The organism is Brevundimonas sp. (assembly GCF_013912005.1).
Classification (GTDB): Bacteria; Pseudomonadota; Alphaproteobacteria; order Caulobacterales; family Caulobacteraceae; genus Brevundimonas.
On sequence record NZ_JACESB010000011.1, the window covers coordinates 41,190 to 58,164 of the forward strand.

Annotated in this window: 13 protein-coding genes; 4 read left to right on the forward strand and 9 right to left on the reverse strand. The window is 71.0% G+C overall.

Annotated elements, in window-relative coordinates; translation table 11 throughout:
• The first annotated feature begins 112 nt into the window (after positions 1-112).
• Positions 113-721, forward strand: a complete 609-nt coding sequence (locus H2038_RS09190) for a TetR/AcrR family transcriptional regulator (protein ID WP_292112082.1) — start codon at positions 113-115, stop codon at positions 719-721.
• Between the two features lie 3 nt (positions 722-724).
• Here the strand turns inward: H2038_RS09190 and H2038_RS09195 are convergent, their stop codons facing one another.
• The 5 genes from H2038_RS09195 to H2038_RS09215 form a co-directional block, all read right to left on the reverse strand.
• Complete coding sequence (locus tag H2038_RS09195; RefSeq protein WP_292112003.1) at positions 725-2,377, reverse strand: carboxylesterase family protein; 1,653 nt, start codon at positions 2,375-2,377, stop codon at positions 725-727.
• Entirely contained in the window at positions 2,374-3,603 is a 1,230-nt protein-coding gene (locus H2038_RS09200; protein WP_292112084.1) for an MFS transporter, read from the reverse strand. Before H2038_RS09200 ends, H2038_RS09195 begins: the two co-directional genes overlap by 4 nt.
• 301 nt (positions 3,604-3,904) lie before the next feature.
• Positions 3,905-5,158 (reverse strand): serine hydrolase, encoded by a 1,254-nt coding sequence (locus tag H2038_RS09205; protein WP_292112006.1) that lies wholly within the window; start codon positions 5,156-5,158, stop codon positions 3,905-3,907.
• 4 nt (positions 5,159-5,162) lie between these two features.
• Positions 5,163-6,737, reverse strand: coding sequence for an AMP-binding protein (locus H2038_RS09210; protein WP_292112009.1), 1,575 nt, complete (start codon positions 6,735-6,737; stop codon positions 5,163-5,165).
• A 71-nt stretch (positions 6,738-6,808) separates the two neighbouring features.
• Entirely contained in the window at positions 6,809-8,983 is a 2,175-nt protein-coding gene (locus tag H2038_RS09215) for a TonB-dependent receptor (RefSeq protein ID WP_292112011.1), read from the reverse strand.
• 161 nt (positions 8,984-9,144) lie between these two features.
• On the opposite strand from H2038_RS09215, the gene H2038_RS09220 reads away from it, so the two are divergent.
• Positions 9,145-10,023, forward strand: coding sequence for an SDR family NAD(P)-dependent oxidoreductase (locus tag H2038_RS09220; RefSeq protein ID WP_292112014.1), 879 nt, complete (start codon positions 9,145-9,147; stop codon positions 10,021-10,023).
• Between the two features lie 248 nt (positions 10,024-10,271).
• Here H2038_RS09220 and H2038_RS09225 read toward each other — a convergent pair whose 3' ends face one another.
• Positions 10,272-10,895, reverse strand: coding sequence for a helix-turn-helix transcriptional regulator (locus H2038_RS09225; RefSeq protein ID WP_292112017.1), 624 nt, complete (start codon positions 10,893-10,895; stop codon positions 10,272-10,274).
• A gap of 163 nt (positions 10,896-11,058) precedes the next feature.
• Between H2038_RS09225 and H2038_RS09230 the strand changes: the two genes are divergently transcribed.
• The gene (locus H2038_RS09230) at positions 11,059-13,032 is read left to right on the forward strand and encodes a TonB-dependent siderophore receptor (protein WP_292112020.1); all 1,974 of its coding nucleotides are present in this window, start codon (positions 11,059-11,061) and stop codon (positions 13,030-13,032) included.
• A gap of 10 nt (positions 13,033-13,042) precedes the next feature.
• Positions 13,043-14,008 (forward strand): glycerophosphodiester phosphodiesterase family protein, encoded by a 966-nt coding sequence (locus tag H2038_RS09235; RefSeq protein ID WP_292112023.1) that lies wholly within the window; start codon positions 13,043-13,045, stop codon positions 14,006-14,008.
• Between the two features lie 93 nt (positions 14,009-14,101).
• Here the strand turns inward: H2038_RS09235 and H2038_RS09240 are convergent, their stop codons facing one another.
• The 3 genes from H2038_RS09240 to H2038_RS09250 all read right to left on the reverse strand — a co-directional run bounded on the left by H2038_RS09240 (position 14,102) and on the right by H2038_RS09250 (position 16,974).
• Positions 14,102-14,566 (reverse strand): hypothetical protein, encoded by a 465-nt coding sequence (locus H2038_RS09240; RefSeq protein ID WP_292112026.1) that lies wholly within the window; start codon positions 14,564-14,566, stop codon positions 14,102-14,104.
• A gap of 79 nt (positions 14,567-14,645) precedes the next feature.
• Positions 14,646-16,190 (reverse strand): AMP-binding protein, encoded by a 1,545-nt coding sequence (locus tag H2038_RS09245; RefSeq protein WP_292112028.1) that lies wholly within the window; start codon positions 16,188-16,190, stop codon positions 14,646-14,648.
• A gap of 13 nt (positions 16,191-16,203) precedes the next feature.
• Positions 16,204-16,974: a crotonase/enoyl-CoA hydratase family protein gene (locus H2038_RS09250; protein ID WP_292112031.1), complete on the reverse strand. Its 771-nt coding sequence runs from the start codon at positions 16,972-16,974 to the stop codon at positions 16,204-16,206.
• Position 16,975 lies beyond the last annotated feature (1 nt).

The window sequence follows — 16,975 nt, forward strand, 5'->3', positions numbered from 1 at the left end:
ACACTTGGCAGGAGCAGAGGAACAGGCGGCGTCGAAGGGTAAGGCCAGGGCCGCGACGTCGGGTCGGGCCAAGAGTCGGCCCCGGACCAAGGCGGAGCAACGGGCCCAGAGCCTGGAGCAGATCCTGGACGCCGCCGAATACCTGTTCTCGAAGCGCGGGCTGGACGGGGTCACCCTGCGGGACGTCGCCCAGCGGGTCGGCATCCACACCACGCTGCTGCACTACTATTTCAAGGACAAGACCAACCTGTTCGAGGCCGTCTTCGCCCGCCGCGCCGGCGTGACCAGCGGCCGCCGGATGGTGGCGCTGGAGCAGTACGAGGCCGAGGCCGGCGACAACCCGACGGTGGAAGGGGCGCTGCACGCCTTTCTCGACACCGACCTGGACCTCTACTACCAGGGCGGCGAGCCGTGGATGAACTACGCCGCCTTCTGCGCCCGCGTCAGCAACACGCCGGAGGGCGCGGCCCTGATGGACCAGCACTTCGACCCGGTGGTGCTGAAGCTGATGCAGATCCTCAAGCGCGCCCTGCCCGACTACTCGGAAGAGGACATCTTCTGGGGCTACCACTTCGTCTCAGGGGCGCTGATGAACACCCTCGGACGCACCGGCCGCATCGACCGGCTGTCGGGCGGCGTCTGCCACTCGGACGACTTCCCCGCCATCAAGAAGCGCATGGCGCGCTTCATGGCGGCGGGGTTCATGGCCCTGAAGCGCTGAACCTCAGCGGGCGTCGGGCCGGTCGCAGGCGGGGTCGGGTCCCGGCAGCACCGGCGAGGCCGTGCCGACGTTCCAGTTCCACGCCATGTCGCCGCTGAGCCGGCGGCGGCAGACCGATCGCTCGTGCAGGACGAACATGCCCGGCATCAGCCCGGCCTCCGGGCGCGGCGTTTCGGCGAAGCGCAGGTAGGCCCTTCCCTCGCGGAAGGCCGGCCAGTCCGGGCCCCGAGGGCTGGCCGGACGACCGTCGCGGGCGAAGGCGGTCCAGTAATCGGTCATGGTCCGCGACAGGCCCATCTCGGCCGCCGTGTCAGGCACGCGGGGCCACAGGGGCGGAGTGCGGTCCGGCGTGCCGAAAACGTAGGGCAGTTCGCTGGCGTGAAAGGCGTGCAGGCCGGCGCCGTCCGCGGCCGGATAGCCGTGGTCCCACAGATAGACCCAGGCCGGCTGGCCCAGCGCCATCTGGCTGCGCGCCAGCCGCTCCGTGGTCCAGCCGTAGAGGGCGTCGCGCGCAGCGGCGAGGCTGGCCGCGTCGAGATCGGAGGCGGGATACAGGCGCAGGAACGCGTCGGCCAGGTCATTGTAGCGCTCGCGGATCAGCCGTTCGTACTCGGCCGCGTCGGCGGGCTTGGGCGGCGCCAGCACACGCAGCGAGCGGATCTCGCCGCTGTTGAAGCCGGTCAGGATCGGCACGGGCGCCTGCTCGCCGCGCTCGAACACCGCCGGCAGCTGGTCGGTCAGGAAGACGCCGTCGACGACGCCGGACGGGCCGAAGCCCGCGCCCGCCGCGCCGTCGGTCAGCGCCTGGGCGTCGAGCGCCCGCAGGGCGTCCAGGTCGGCGGCGCCGAGGGAGGCCGCGACCGCCTCCCCCGCCGCCTCGGCCGCGGGCATGCCGTGCGCTGGCCGGCGCAGCTCCGGCAGGGAGATCATGTAGGCGCTCTGGGCCACGGCCTTGTGGAACAGGCCGCGCGCCTCGGGCGAGGCCATCAGGTACATGACGCTGAGGGCTCCGGCCGATTCCCCGGCGATGGTGACGTTGCCCGGGTCCCCGCCGAAGGCCGCGATATTGTCGCGCACCCAGCGCAGGGCGGCGATCTGGTCCTGCAGGCCGTAGTTGCCCGAGACGCCCCGGTCCGACTCCGCGCTCAGCGCCGGATGGGCGAGATAGCCCAGGGCGCCGAGGCGGTAGTTGATCGAGACGACGATCACGCCCCGCTCGGCCAGCCGGCGACCGTCGTACATCGGTTCGCGGCTGGAGCCGCCGGTCAGGGCCCCGCCGTGGATCCAGACGAACACCGGCGCCGCCCGGGCCTCCCGCGGCGCCCAGATGTTCAGGGTCAGGCAGTCCTCGCTCGTGGCGCCGAGGTCGGTCGAATAGAGGTGACGCGCGCGCGGGGTCGGCTGCACGCAGGCCGGACCGAAGTCCGACGCGTCGCGCACCCCGCTCCAGGGCTCGGCCGGCTGTGGCGCACGCCAGCGGTTCGCGCCCACCGGCGGAGCGGCGTAGGGGATGCCCTTGAAGGCGATCACCTCGCCGGCGCCTGCGCCCTGGACGGCGCCGGCGGGGGCCCGCACCACCGGACCGCCCGCCGCCGCCCCGGCGGTCAGAAGCAGCGATCCGAGGATCGCCGCCGCGCCGAGCCGCGCCCGTTTCATGCCGCGCTCCTTTCCTCGCGTCCCAGCACCCGCGCCAGCCACAGGAAGAGGCCGATCGCCAGCACATAGAAGGGGGTGATGGTGTACAGCGCGATCTGCAGCGAGTTCTCCGGGAAGTCGGCGCGGAAGTAGTCGCTGGCCGCGCCGACATAGGTCGGCCCGAGGCCCAGGCCGATGAAGTTCATGATCAGCAGCAGCAGGGCCCCCGACATGACGCGCTGGTTCGGCTTCACCTCTTCCTGCACCAGCGCCACCGAGGACGACAGATAGAAGTAGTTCAGGAAGGTCGGAAACAGCAGGAAGACGAGCGCCAGCTGCCAGCCCGGGGCCCAGACGAACAGCAGGTAGAAGGGGATGGCCAGCGTCAGGGACGCCGCCGGGATCAGGGCGTAGGCCTTCTTGCTGATGCGGGTGAAGCGGTCGATCGCCCAGCCCGAGACGAAGATGCCGCCGCCCATGCCGATGAGCACCACCAGGGCGTACCAGACCGCCACATCCTCGAGCGTCATCCCCTTCTCGCGCATCAGGAACAGGGTGGCGAAGTTGCCGAGGCCGTAGGTGATGAACTGGGTGGCGCCGCTGCCCAGGGACGCCAGCATCAGCGCCGGCCGGGTGACGAACATCTTCAGGGTCTCGAGAAAGCGCGCCTTCTCCGGCGCCGCGATCACGGCTCCGGAGGCGTCCAGCCCGCCACGCTTCGGCTCCTTGACGATGAACAGCAGGGCGACGGCGGCCACCACCCCGATGATGCCGATGCTCACGAAGGCGTCGCGCCAGCTGAAGGCGGCGGCCACCGAGGCGCCGAAGGCGATGCCCAACGCCGCCCCGACCGGCGGGCCCAGATTGTAGATGCCCAGCGCCATGCCGCGCCGGCCGGTGGGGAAGTAGTCGGAGATGATGGCGTAGGAGGGCGGCACGCCACCGGCTTCGCCGAAGCCCACCGTCATCCGCGCCACGGCGAACTCGCCGAAATTCCGGGCCAGTCCGCAGGCGGCGGTGGCAGCGCTCCAGATGGCGCAGGCCGCGGACAGGATGGCGATGCGGTTGGTCCGGTCGGCCAGCCAGCCGACCGGGATCGCGATGAAGCAGTAGAAGAAGGCGAAGTACAGCCCGCCGACCAGCCCCAGCTGACCGTCGGTGACGTTGAGGCCGTCCTGGATCGGCTTGGCCAGGATCGACAGCAGCTGCCGGTCGAGGAAGTTCAGAACGTAGATGAACCAGAGCATCCCGAGCGCCGTCCAGGCGCGGGGACCGACGGGCCGGGAACGGGCCGGAGCGCCGGCGGCGGGGAGAGGGGCGTCGGTCACGCGACGGCCCTCCGGGGCGCAGGTCGCACCCCCCTGGAAATCACCACATCGTCCTCCCGGTTATTGTTGGTTTATGGCGTGGTTCCGGCACGAGACCAGCAAGTCGCCCCGCCGTCAATCTTCACTCTCACGCAAGTGAGCATTATGCCCGCTCCAGGATGCGACGGCCCCTTCAACGACGGCGGACCGGCGCGGACGCCGGAGACGATGAAGATGTCGGTCACGGGGCCGCCTCGAAGGCCCGGGCGCCGGTCAGGGCCTGATAGGTGAAGACGCGGGCCTTGCGACGGAATTCGTCGCTGACGGGATCGGCGACCCGCTGGATCATGCCGACGAAGACGATGTCGTGCTCGGGATCGATCCAGAACCAGGTGCCGCCGCTGCCGCCCCACGCCAGGCTCCCCCGCCCTTCGAGGGAGCCCATCCGGGCCGGATCCCGCATGATCGAGAACCCGAGGCCGAAGCCGAAGGCGGGGTTGAACGGCAGGAGCCGCAGCGGGTGGGAGCGCGCCAGAACCGGCTCCGGGATCATGTTGCCGGCCATCAGCCGCACCGTCGCCGGCGCCAGGATGCGGACGCCGTCCAGCGCCCCGCCGTTAAGGATCATCTGGCAGAAGCGGGCGTAGTCCGGCGCCGTCGAGATCAAGCCCCCGCCCCCGCCCTCGAACGGCGGCGGCCGCGACAGGTCGTTCACCGGCACGCCGAAGGTCTCGGTCGCCGGCCGCAGCCCGCCCGCCCCGTCGTCGGCATAGAGGACGCAGGCCCGCGGCAGGTCCTCCGTCCGCAGGTGGAAGCCGGTGTCGCGCATAGCCAGCGGCTCAAGGATGCGCTGCCGCAGGAAGTCGCCGAAGGGCCGGCCGCTGATCCGCTCCACCACCAGACCGAGCAGGTCTGTAGCCACCGAGTAGAACCACTCCCCGCCGGGCTGGAACATCAGCGGCAGGGCGGCGGCGCGGCGCGCCAGTTCGTCGAGGCTTCCGGCGGTCAGCACGCCGTTGTCCCTGTAGGCCCGCTCCACCGGATGATGGTCGAACAGGCCGTAGCCGAAGCCGGCGGTGTGGCTCATCAGCTCGCGCATGCTGGGCGGTCGCGCGGCGTCCTGCAGCCGCATGCCGCCGGCGTCGAAGTCGACGCAGACCTTCAGATCCGAGAACTCGGGCAGGAAGCGGGTGATCGGATCGTCGAGGGTCCAGCATCCCTCCTCGAACAGGATCATGGCCGCGACGCTGGTGACCGGCTTGGTCATCGAATAGATGCGGAACAGGGCGTCGCGCGCCAGCGGCTCCGGATCGCCCAGCCACCGGCCGCCGAACGTGTCGAAGCGGACGATCCGTCCGCGCCGCATCAGCAGGGTGGAGCCGCCGGCGATCCGGCCCTGCTCCACCATCCCCGCCATATGGTCGCGCAGGCGCTGCAGGCGTCCGGAGTCGAAGCCCCCCTCCTCCGGCCGGTCGTATGCGGGGAGGAGCGTCACAGGTTCAGCCGCCGTACGCCGCGCGCAGGGCGGCCTTGTCGATCTTGCCGGTCGCGGCCAGCGGCATGGTCTCGACCGGAATGATCTCGTCGGGCATCCACCAGTCGGCGACGCGGCCCTTCAGCCTGTCGCGCAACTGCGTCGCGTCCAGGGCCTGCCCCTGGGCCGGCTCGACCACCATGACCGGCCGCTCGCCCCACCTGGGATGGCTGCGTCCGATGACGGCGACAAGACCGACGCCGGGCTCGGCCCCGACGATCTCCTCGATCTCCACCGGATTGATCCATTCGCCGCCTGACTTGATCAGGTCCTTGGTGCGGCCGGCGAGGTGCAGGGCGCCGTCGTCGTCGATGAGCGCGAGGTCGCCGGTGTCGAACCAGCCGTCGGAGTCCACGGCCGGCTCGGCGGCGCCGTAGTACTGGCGCGTGACGCTGTGGCCGCGGACCCGCAGCCGACCCACCTGGTTGCGCTGCTCCGGCAGCACGTTCCCGACCTCGTCGACGAGGCGGAGGTCCAGGCCCAGCGGCGGCCGACCCGCCCCCACGGCGGCGCCCGGCTGGTCCGTCGGCGGCGAGATGACGCCCAGCGGCGACAGCTCGGTCATGCCCCAGCTGGTCTGCACGGTGACGCCCAGCCGCGCCTCCATGCGGCGGACCAGGGTGTCGGGACAGCTGGAGCCGCCGATCATCACCCGCCGCAGGCTGGGCGTGTCCTCGCCCGTGGCGTCGAGGTGGTCGAGCAGACCGAGCCACACCGTCGGCACCCCGACCGCGAGGGTGACCTGATGGGCGTTGATCAGTCGGGCGAGGCTGCGGCCGTCCAGATCGCGGCCGGGCAGCACCATGTCGGCGCCCACGGCCGGGGCGGCGAAGGGCAGGCCCCAGGCGTTGGCGTGGAACATCGGCACCGCCACCAGCACCGAGTCCCGCGCCGTCAGGGCCATGGCGTCCGCCTGCAGACTGCGGACCGTGTGCAGGTAGTTGGAGCGGTGGGTGTAGGCCACGCCCTTGGGCGCGCCCGTGGTGCCCGAGGTGAAGCACAGGCCGGCGAGCGCGGTCTCCTCGAAGTCGCCCCAGACCGCCGGCCGGCCCGAGGCGGCGAGCAGCGCCTCCACCTCCAGCGCCGCCCCCTGGCCCGGCTGGTCGTCAAGCAACAACAGGGTCTCGAGGCAGGGGCAGGCGGCCATCAGCTCCCGCCCCAGATCGGCGAGGCCGGCTCCGACGGCGAGCATCCGGTCGTCGGCCTGGATCACCATGGCGGCCAGCTGCCGGACGGTCAGGCGGGGATTGAGGGTGTGGCAGACCAGGCCGACGCCCATGGCGGCGTACCAGACCTCCACGTGGTGGCGGCTGTTCCAGGCGAGCGTCGCAATGCGCTCGCCTGGCCGCAGACCGCGGTCGAGCAGGGCGCCCGACAGGCGGTTGGCCCGATCGCGGAGCTCTGCGTAGGTGGTGATGAAGTCCTCGTCCCCGGCCGCGGTGACGACCCGGCCGAACGGCCGCCAGCGGGCGCCGTGGTCCAGGAAGCGATCCACGGTCAGCGCGTAGTCCTGCATGGGGCGGAAGTCGGGTGCGGTCATCCTGGTCGTTCGATAGGTCCCGTTACGGCGCTCTCCGGGGCGACGGCGGACGCCGCCCCGGTTCGCGCGGGCTAGAAGAGACGGGTGAGGACCAGGCCGTACTGGCGCGGCGGACCGGCGTAGCGCAGGCCCGCGTTGATCGCGGCGATGTAGGTCTGGTCAGTCAGGTTGGTGGAGAAGGCGGACAGCCGCCAGTCGTCCCGGGCGTACGTCAGGAGGGCGTTGACGATGTTGCGCGCCTCCAGCCGGTCCCCCAGCGCCTCGTTGGCGAAGATCGAGGTCCACGCCTCGCCGATGTGAGCGTAGTCGACCCGCGGCGTCAGGGTCGCCCCGCCGCCGAGGTCGAAGGTGCGCTCGACCCCGATGTTGAAGGTGAACTCCGGCGCATAGCTCTGGCTGTTGCCGGCCAGGTTGAAGCAGTTGGGGCTCGTCGGGCCGGTCTCCGCGTCGCACAGGCCGGTGCGGCCCACGCGGGGGTCGGCGGCGAAGAAGTCGCCCAGTTCGGAACTGGACAGCGAGGCTGCGACGTCCATGGCCCATGGGCCGAAACGCGCCTGGGCCGAGCCTTCGAGACCCATCAGGACCGTATCGCCGCCGACGTTCATGATCGAGGCGATCTGCGGATACTCGGGATCGCCGATGTTGACCTGGAAGTCCTGGTACACGGTGTAGTAGGCGCCCAGCTGGGTGCGCAGGCGGCCGCCGAGGAATGTGGACTTCCAGCCCAGCTCGTAGTCGACGAGATCCTCGGGCCCGAAGGAACGTGGAGGACGGTACAGGTTCGGCGGGTTCAGCCCGCCCATCTTGTGGCCGGTGGCGATGAAGCCGTAGACGAAGTTGTCGTCGTCGAGCTTCCAGTTCAGCGTCAGCTTGCCGGTGACCTTCTCGTCCTCCACCGACTCGTCCTGCAGCAGGACGATGCCGAACTGCGGATAGGTGGTGTAGACCTCGTCATTGGTCGAGGTGGAGTGGGCGTAGCGCGCGCCCAGCTGGAGCTGCAGCCGGTCGCTGATGTCGTAGCTGACCTGCCCGAAGACGGCCGCGGTCTCCTTGGGCGTGTCTCCGAACAGCGAGATGTCCAGCACCCCCTCCGGGAAGCCGATGACGTATTCGCCGTAGGGGAAGGTCGCCGCGGGGAACCGGGCGTCGTCATGCTGGTAGTACAGGCCGACCAGCCAGCTCAGGCGCTGGTCCTCCGGCGACAGCAGGTTGAACTCCTGGGACCAGATCGTCTCCTCGAACCGGTCGGCGAAGGTGTTGTTCAGCAGGCTGGTGCCGTCGAGGTCGGTCGAGAACAGGCTGACCCCGTCCTGGTAGCCGGTGATCGACCGCAGCGTCACCCCGTTGTCGAAGGCGTAGCTGACGTTCAGCGACGACCTCACGAAGGTGTCGTGGGCCCGGTTGGGGCCGTTGCTGGTGATCTCGAACGGATCGTTCGTCGCCAGGGCGGGATCAGACGGATAGCCGCCCAGATCGATGTCATTGAAGTCCGTCTTCCACAGCACGCGCAGGGCGTCGGTCGGCGTCCACAGGAAGCTGGCCCGCAGACTGGTGGAATCCACCTCTCCCGGATTGCCGGTGTAAGGTCCGGTGATGTCGTAGAAGCTGCCGCGGGTCTCGTGATTGAAGGCGAAGCGGGCCGCCAGCGTATCCCCGAGCGGGAGGTTCACCGCCCCTTGGGCCTTGAACTGGTCGTAGTTGCCGACCTGGCCGGCGAGGTAGCCGTCGACCCCCGAAAAGTCGGGATTGCGCGAGTTCAGGAAGACGGCGCCGCGGGTGGCGTTCGCGCCGGCGAAGGTGCCCTGCGGGCCGCGCAGAACCTCGAGGCTGGCGATGTCGTAATAGGGCTCGGTCTGGAAATAGCCGGGAAAGGCGGCCACGCCGTCGCGGTAGGTGATCACGCCCACGCCGATAGCGGTCGTGGCTTCCGACTTGCCGATGCCGCGGACGTTGAAGAAGTTGCCCTGACCGAAGTTCTGCACCGTCGTCGACGGGGCGGCGAACTGCAGCTGGTCCAGCGAGGTGACCCCCTTGTTCCGCAGGTCGTCGCCGGTCAGCACGGTGGCGGCGACGGCGGTGGTCTGCAGGCTGGTCGAGCGGCGCTCGGCGGTGACCACCACCTCGCCCAGGACGGCGGCGTCGTCCCGTTCCGGCTCGGGGGTCCGGGCCGGCGCCTCCTGGGCGGACGCGGCCTGCGCCCACAACAGCGCCGCGACCGACGCGGTGAAACAGAGCTTGCGACTCATAGAACCCTCCCTCGTGATCTGCCGGCGTTCTTCGGCGCCGTCGTCCGCCTTGGTCCCATCCCGAGCCGATCCATGTCAATCCTAACTCATCACTGAATGAACATTGACGCCGCGGCGGCCCGGCGGCAGTTTCGCTGCGCTGCAATACGGGAGGTGGCGCGATGACGATCGATCTGGGCGGACGGGTGGCGGTGGTGACGGGGGCCGGAGGCGGCCTCGGCCGGAGCCATGCGCTCGCCCTGGCCCGCTACGGGGCGAAGGTGGTCGTCAACGATCTCGGGGAGGACGCCGCCCGCGCGGTGGCGGAGGAGATCGCGGCGGCCGGCGGAGAGGCCGTTCCGGTCGCCTGCAGCGTCACCGACCGCGAAGCCGTCGTGGCCATGATCGAGGACGCGGTCGCCCGCTGGGGCTCGCTCGACATCCTCGTCAACAACGCCGGCATCCTGCGCGACCGCACCTTCTCCAACCTCGAGATCGAGGACTTCGAGGTGGTGTTCGGGGTCCACCTGATGGGCTCCGTCATCGCCACCAAGGCGGCCTGGCCGCACATGCGTCGGCAGGGCTACGGCCGGGTGATCTTCACGACCTCATCCTCCGGCCTGTACGGCAACTTCGGACAGTCGAACTACGCCGCGGCCAAGATGGGTCTCGTCGGCCTGATGCAGACCCTGGCGCTGGAGGGCCGCAAGTACGGCATCCACGTCAACTGCCTGGCCCCCAGCGCGGCCACCCGGATGACCGAGGACCTCTATTCGCCGGAGGACCTGCGGGGTCTCTCCACCGACCTGGTCAGTCCGGGAGTGGTCGCTCTGGCGGACCAGAGCGCGCCGACGCGGATGATCCTGCTCGCCGGCGCCGGCGCCTTCGAGCAGGCGCACATCACCATGACGCAGGGCGTCTACGTCGGCGACCGGGCCGACGCGGCCGAACAGATCGCCGCCCGCTGGGCCCGGATCGGCGACCGCAGCGGGGAACTGGTGCCGGAGTCGGGGTCGGCCCAGTACCACCACGAGGTCAGGCACTCCGATCGGGTCGCCTGAAGCCGGACGGACCGGCCCACCGAAGGATCGGCCACGCCGGGAAGCGGGAGGTCGGCTGGTGGAGAACGGTCGCCGCACAGGCTCCGGGCGCCCTGCCCTTCCCTGCCCGGCGGAGACAAGCTGTCGTCAGACTGCCTGCACCGCCATCGCGCGCCTACAGCACATCCACACGCATCCGTGAGCGGCCCGCGGGGGGGGGGCGGGGTTGGACGTCGGCCTCTGACGACGGCCCGAACCCCGGGGCGTTCTCAGACCGCGTCGAAGGGCACCAGCAGGCTGTTGCCGCCGAAGTCGCGGACGAGGCTGTGGTAGAGCGCCTCGTCGATCCGCTTGATCTCGCAGATGCACCATATGTCGCCGTCGACGGTGAAATGCGGAGTGTCGAGCGTCTGGATGTAGGTGGTCTGGCCCGGCAGGGTCGGGTTGAGAACGTTGACCGTCATGGCCAGGGCGAGATCGCCGCGGAAGATGCCGGCCGCCTCCCAGCGCTCGGTCACCGCGTCGGTCTGGTCGCCGAACGAGCCGTAGACGCTCATGCCCCGGACCTCCGGCACCGAGAGCTGGGCTTCCGTGACCACGGCCCGGCTGGCCTCGAGGAAGACCGCCCCCTTGCCCATCAGCGAGGTGGGCCACAGGGCGTTCCGCACCCGCATGCGCACGGCCTGGTCCTGGCGCGCGGCCTGGCTGCGCCGGGCGAGGTCGCGGATCTGACGCCGCATCCGGACGCCGGGCGTGTCGAGACCCCTTTCCCAGCGTGAGACGGTGGTCTGATCCACGCCCAGATGGGCGGCGAGAGCCGCCTGGCTCAGGCCATGCCGCGCCCGGTGGCTCCTGAGCAGAGCCGGCCAGTAGTCCCTTCCCCCCGTCGTCACCCCACGCCTCCACCCCCGTGGCCGCGCGTCGATACTAGCGGCGGCATGCGGCGCCTGCGTGACGGCAGGTGTTCTCAGGTCCGCCTGTTGCGCCCGGGTCTTGAAAGCGTCGAGCGCCAGTCACGGCGGGCGCCTAAGCGGAAGCCTCGTCAAGGAGGGCTTCATGTCGTCATATGTCACCCGACCGCTGAAGGCGGTCATTCTGGGGTCGGCGGCCGCGGCCGCCGTTTCGGGCCCGACCTGGGCGCAGTCGTCCCCGCAGGAGGCCGGGAACGTGGACCGGCTGGACGAGATCATCGTCACGGCCTCGCGGCGGGAACAGCCGCTGGAACAGCTGGGCAGTGCGATCACCGTGGTGTCCCGCGAGGACATCGAGCAGCGGCAGCTGACCTCCCTCGACGAGATTCTGGAGCATGTGCCCGGCGTCACCCGCGTTCGCTCGGGCGGCATCGGCCAGAACACCCAGGTGCGCATGCGCGGCTTCACGACCAAGCACGTCCTGGTGATGGTCGACGGGGTGAAGCTCAACAACCCCTCCGAGGCCGACAACCAGTACGGCCTGGAGCACCTCCTGCTCGAGGACGTCGAGCGCGTCGAGGTGCTCCGGGGGCCGCAATCGGGGGTCTACGGAGGCGACGCCTCGGCGGGCGTGATCAACGTCATCACCCGCCGGCCGCAGGGCGACCCGGACCTGCGGCTGTCGGCCGCCGGCGGCAGCCACGACACCTGGCAGGTGTCGGCGGGCTCCAACGGCCGCATCGACAACGCCGGCTATGTGGCCAGCGCCAGCTATTACCGGACCGACGGCATCTCCCTCGCCAGCCGGCCGCCCGGCAACATCGAGCCCGACGGCTACGAGAACCTGACGCTGAGCAGCCGCGCCGACTGGGACGTCACCCCGACTCTCAATCTGGAAGCCTGGCTGCGCTATGTGAAATCGACCAACGATGTCGATGTCGGCTCCCTGCCGCCCGGCAATCCCCAAGGCCTTCCCGGCTATCTGTTCCAGGACAGCCCCGGCGAATCCGAGAACGAGCAGGTGTTCACCGTGCTGCGCGGCCGGCTCGAGCAGCTGGGCGGACGTCTGACGCACGAGGTCAAGGCGTCGCTGGTCAACATGGACTCGGTCTACACCACGCCCGGGGTCCGGCAGGAGAGCCGGGGACGGACCACCGAGGTCGGCTACTACGGCAACCTCGAACTCGGCGCCGAGGGCGGCTTCGTCCTCGCCGGCGTCGAGCACAAGACGGACGAGGGCCGGTTCGAACAGCCCAGCGGCGGCGGCTACGCCACCGTCGACGACTCCATCTCGGAGACGGGGGTCTTCGTCACCGCCACCGTCGCGCCGGTCGCGGGCGTCTACCTGTCGGGCGCGGCGCGCTACGACGACAACTCCCTGTTCGGGGGGAACACCACCTACCGGCTGAGCGGCGCGTACAACCTTCCCGACGGGGCCGATATCGGCGGCGTCGACACCCGCCTGCGCGCCTCGTGGGGCACGGGCGCCGAGGCGCCCGGCTTGCGCCAGCTGCGCGGCTCGTCCCCGACCTACCAGGGCAATCCGGACCTGACCCCGGAAAGCTCGTGGATGTGGGACGCGGGCCTCGACCAGTCGCTCGAGAACGGCTTCGCCCGCTGGAGCCTGACCTACTACAAGGGCGAGGCCACCGACGGGATCTTCAACATCTACGACGGCCCCACCGGGATCACCACGCCGCGCAACACCGACGGTCTGGTGTTCTTCGAAGGGGTGGAGGCCGAGGCCATGATCCGGCCGGCGCCGTGGATCGACCTGGGGGCCACCTACACCTGGAACTCGACGGAACAGGAAGGCGCCGGCGTCCAGCTGTTCGGTCGGCCGCAGAACGAGGCGAGCTATACGATCACCGTGCGGCCGACCCGCCGTCTGAGCGTCACCGCCGACGGCTACTGGCGGGATGAGTTCTTCAGCGACTATCCGACCAGCTATCTGATGCCGGGCTACTCGCTGCTGAACCTCGGCGTCCTGTTCGACCTGACCGACCGGATCCGCGTCGCCGCCAACATCCACAACCTGCTCGACAAGACCTACGAGGAGAAGCTGGGGGATTCCACCTACGGCCGCACCGCGCAGATCCGCGTCACGGCGACCTTCTGAGGAGCCGGCCATGACCCTTCGCAGGCTCCTCGCCGCCTCCGCCGTCGCCCTGGCGATGTCCGCGGCGCCGCTGGCGGCGTCGGCCCAGACCGGCGCCCTGCCGGCGGCGGCCTCGCCGGTGGTGAATCCGTTCCCCACCACCACCGACCTGATGCGGTGCCTCGTGCGGCAGGGCGTGGTCCTGACCAGCGGCCACCGCGCCGGCCCTGCGCCGGGCTATCCCGAGAACGCGATCGAGACGGCGGCCCACACCCTCGCCCAGGCCCCGATGCTCATCGAGATGGACGCCCGCGTCACCCGTGACGGCGTGATCGTGTTCATGCACGACGACACGCTGGACCGGACCTCCACCGGCTCGGGCCCCGTCGGCGCCCGCACCCTGGCCGAGTTGCAGACGCTGCGGCTGAAGGATGATGGGGGCGCCGTGACCGGCTTTCCCATCCCGACGCTGACTCAGACCCTGGAGTTCATGCGCGGGCGCGGCATCCTCGCCATCGACGTCAAGGAGGACGCCGCCATCCCCGCGATCGCCGAGGCCATCCGGGCCGCGGACGCCCGCAACTACACGCTGATCAACCTGTATCGCCCGTCGCAGGCCCGCGCCTTCCACCGGATCGACCCCGGGCTCAGCCTGATCCATCCGGTCAGCAGCCTCGGCGATCTCGAGGTGCTCCGGCTGGTGGGGGTCAATCTGCAGGCGCTCTCGGCCTGGACCGGCATCGACCGCTTCGACCCGCGGGACGAGTCGCTGTGGGCCGCGCTGCGGCGCGAGGGCGTGCCGGTGATGTACGCCACCCTGTTCGCGGCCGATCGCGACGTCGCCGCCGGCAAGGGGCCGGAAATCTTCAACGGCCTGGCCGACGCCGGCGTCGACGTGATCCCGACGGACCACCATCTCGAAGCCTTCGCCGTCCTCGACGCGCGGCGGAGCGCCGGAGCCGGACTGGCGGCCTGCGGAGCCTCGCCGCACCCCTGATCGGGGCCCGCGCCGGGCCGCCCCCGCACCGGGAAGACGTCCCGCCCTTCGGCCCGCCCCCATCGACGGCGGCGGGCCGACGCCGGTTGCCGTTCAGGCGAACGAGAGCGGGCGCCAGGGTCGCGCCGGACCCCCGGATTCGTCGCGCGCGCCGGCCGGAGCCTTCCCCCGGGCGCGACGCGGTGATCGTCCGGCGCGCGCTCGTCTCCATCGCCGGGCGACCATGCGGACAGGGACCGACGACAGGGCTCTGACGCGGGTTGTGGCGGACAACGCCGCCCCCAGCACGACGACGTCGAGGTAGAGCGAGATGTCGAACACGGCGAACCAGACGACCACGTCCGGCGCCATCAGGCTGAAGAACCGAAGCCCCTCGGCTTCGAACAGCCAGAACAGGAGGCCGCCGATCACCGCCAGAGCACAGAAGAAGAGGACGTGACCGGGCCGAACCCGTTGCAGACGCCTGGCGGGCGCTTCGACAAGCAGCCGTCGGAGGTCCGACCCCGGCGGCGCCAGACCGGCGGCCAGGAGCACCACGCCCAGCATCGCAAGCAGCATCGCACTCTCCAGCCAGGTTCCCGTGTCACATGGCGTGGTCGCCGCATCCGTCAACCCGCGGCGCCCCCGGGCGGCGGAGCTAGATGCGCCGCTCCCGCCCCGCCCAGAAGGGATCGCGGATCGCCCGCCGCAGGGGCTTGCCGACGGCGCTCAGCGGAACCTCGTCGATGAAGCGGATGTCCTTCGGGACCTTGTAGCCGGCGAGCCGCTCGCGGGCGAAGGCGACGAGCGTCTCCACCGCCGCCGCCTGCCCCTCCCGCAACACGACGAAGCCTGTGACCGCTTCGCCCCACTGCTCGTCCGGCAGGCCGACCACCACGGCGGCGCGCACGGCCGGGTGGGCGGCGAGCACGTCCTCCACCTCGCGGGGATAGACGTTGTAGCCCCCCGTCACGATCATCTCCGAGACCCGGTCGATGAGGTAGAGGCAACCGTCCGCATCGAACCGCCCGACGTCGCGCGTGCGCAGCCAGCCGCCGGGCAGGAAATGTTCGGCGTTCAGGTCAGGCGCGTCGTGATAGCCCTTCATGACGAAGGGCGCGCGGACCGCGATTTCCCCGGGCTGGCCGGGAGGGACCGGCGCGCCGGTCTCGTCCAGCAGCCGGATCTCGCAGTCCACGGCGGGGAAGCCGCAGGCGAGGCGCCGGTGGGCGACCTCGGGCGCATGGTCCGCCTTCGACAGCGCGGCGATCGCCAGCGGTGCTTCGGTCTGGCCGTAGTACTGGACCAGCCTGGGGCCGAAGAAGGCGAGCGCCCGCTCCATCAGCGGCAGGGGCATGGGCGAGGCGCCGTACAGGAGGGTGTGAACGCTGTCGAAGTCCGCCGGTCGCGCGTCCGGGTGATCCAGCACCATGCCGATCATGGTCGGCACCAGGTTCAGCGCCGCCGGCCGCCAGCGCCGCACCGCCTCCAGATAGGAGGCCGGGGTGAAGCCCGGCAGGACGGCCGAGGCCCCGCCGCGCAGCCAGAACGGCAGGACGAAGACGCCGCTGGCGTGGATCATCGAGGCGGCGTGGAGCATGACCTCGCCCTCGGCCGGGTCGATCAGGTTGTTCAGGACGTTCAGCACGACGGCGGCGTAACTGGCTTGGGTGTGCTCCGCCGCCTTGAGGCTGCCGGTGGTGCCGGAGGTGTAGAGCGCCAGCACCACATCGTCCGGCTCCGGTTCGCCGACGGCGGGGGCCGCGTCCGACGCGTCGGCCGCCAGCGCCAGCAGGTCGTCGCCGGCCGCCTCGGTGCCGAGGCCCGCGACCACCAGGCCGGGGACGACCGCCTGCAGCTCCAGCGCCCGCGCCGCCAGGTCCGGCCCGTGCAGCAGCAGGTCGACCTGCATGCCGTTCAGCATCGCCGCCTGCTCCACCGCCGACAGGCGCGGGTTCAACGGCACGCGGACGGCGCGCGCCTTCACGCAGGCGAAGTCCAGCGACAGGCTGAACGCGGCGTTGTGGGCGAGCAGGCCGATGCGCCGTCCGGGCGCCACGCCGTAGCGCTCGATCAGGACGTGGGCGAGACGGTTGGCCAGGCCGTCGACCTCGGCGAAGGTCCAGCGCGCGTCGCCGCAGAGAACCGCGGTGCGATCCGCGAAGCGGCGGGCGCCGCGCTCGATCATCTCGGTGGTCAGCACGGCGGAGTTCCTTTCACAGGTCGTCGAAATCGCCGCCACGGCCGCGGCCGGCGGCGAAGCGGGCGGCGCCGGCCTTGGCGGCGGCGAGGATGGCGGCGCCCGCGCCCCGCCCCTCCCGCCGCAGCGCCTCCGCCTCGTCCAGACCCCACTGCCCGCGGGCGCTGTCCCGGTCGATGCGAAGGCAGTCCTGGGGGAAGCGCGCGATCTGCAGCGCCAGGGCGACGGCCGCCTCGCGCGCTCCGCCGGCCGGAGCCAGCCGGTTGGCGAGGCCGATCTCGAACGCCTCCTTCGCCTCGACCGCGCGTCCCGTGAGGATCAGGTCCATGGCCCGGCTGTGTCCGATCAGGCGCGGCAGCCGGACCGTCCCGCCGTCGACCAGCGGCACGCCCCAGCGGCGGCAGAACACCCCGAACAGGGCCGTCGCCGACGCGATCCGCAGGTCCGCCCAGAGGGCCAGCTCCAGTCCGCCGGCCACGGCCGGACCCTCCACCGCGGCGATCACCGGCTTGCCCGTGTCCATTCGCGTCGGGCCCATCCAGCCGGGACCGTCGGGCTCATAGGCGCCGGTTCCCGCGGCCACCGCCTTGAGGTCGGCGCCCGCGCAGAACACCCCGCCCGCTCCGGTCAGCACCGCCACCCGGGCGTCCCCGTCCCGGGCGAAGTCCTCGAAGGCCGCGCGCAGGGCGGCGCCCGTCGGGGCGTCCACCGCGTTGCGCCGTTCCGGACGGTTGAGGGTGACGATCGTCACCGGCCCCTCGCGCTCGACGATCACGGGGTTCGACATG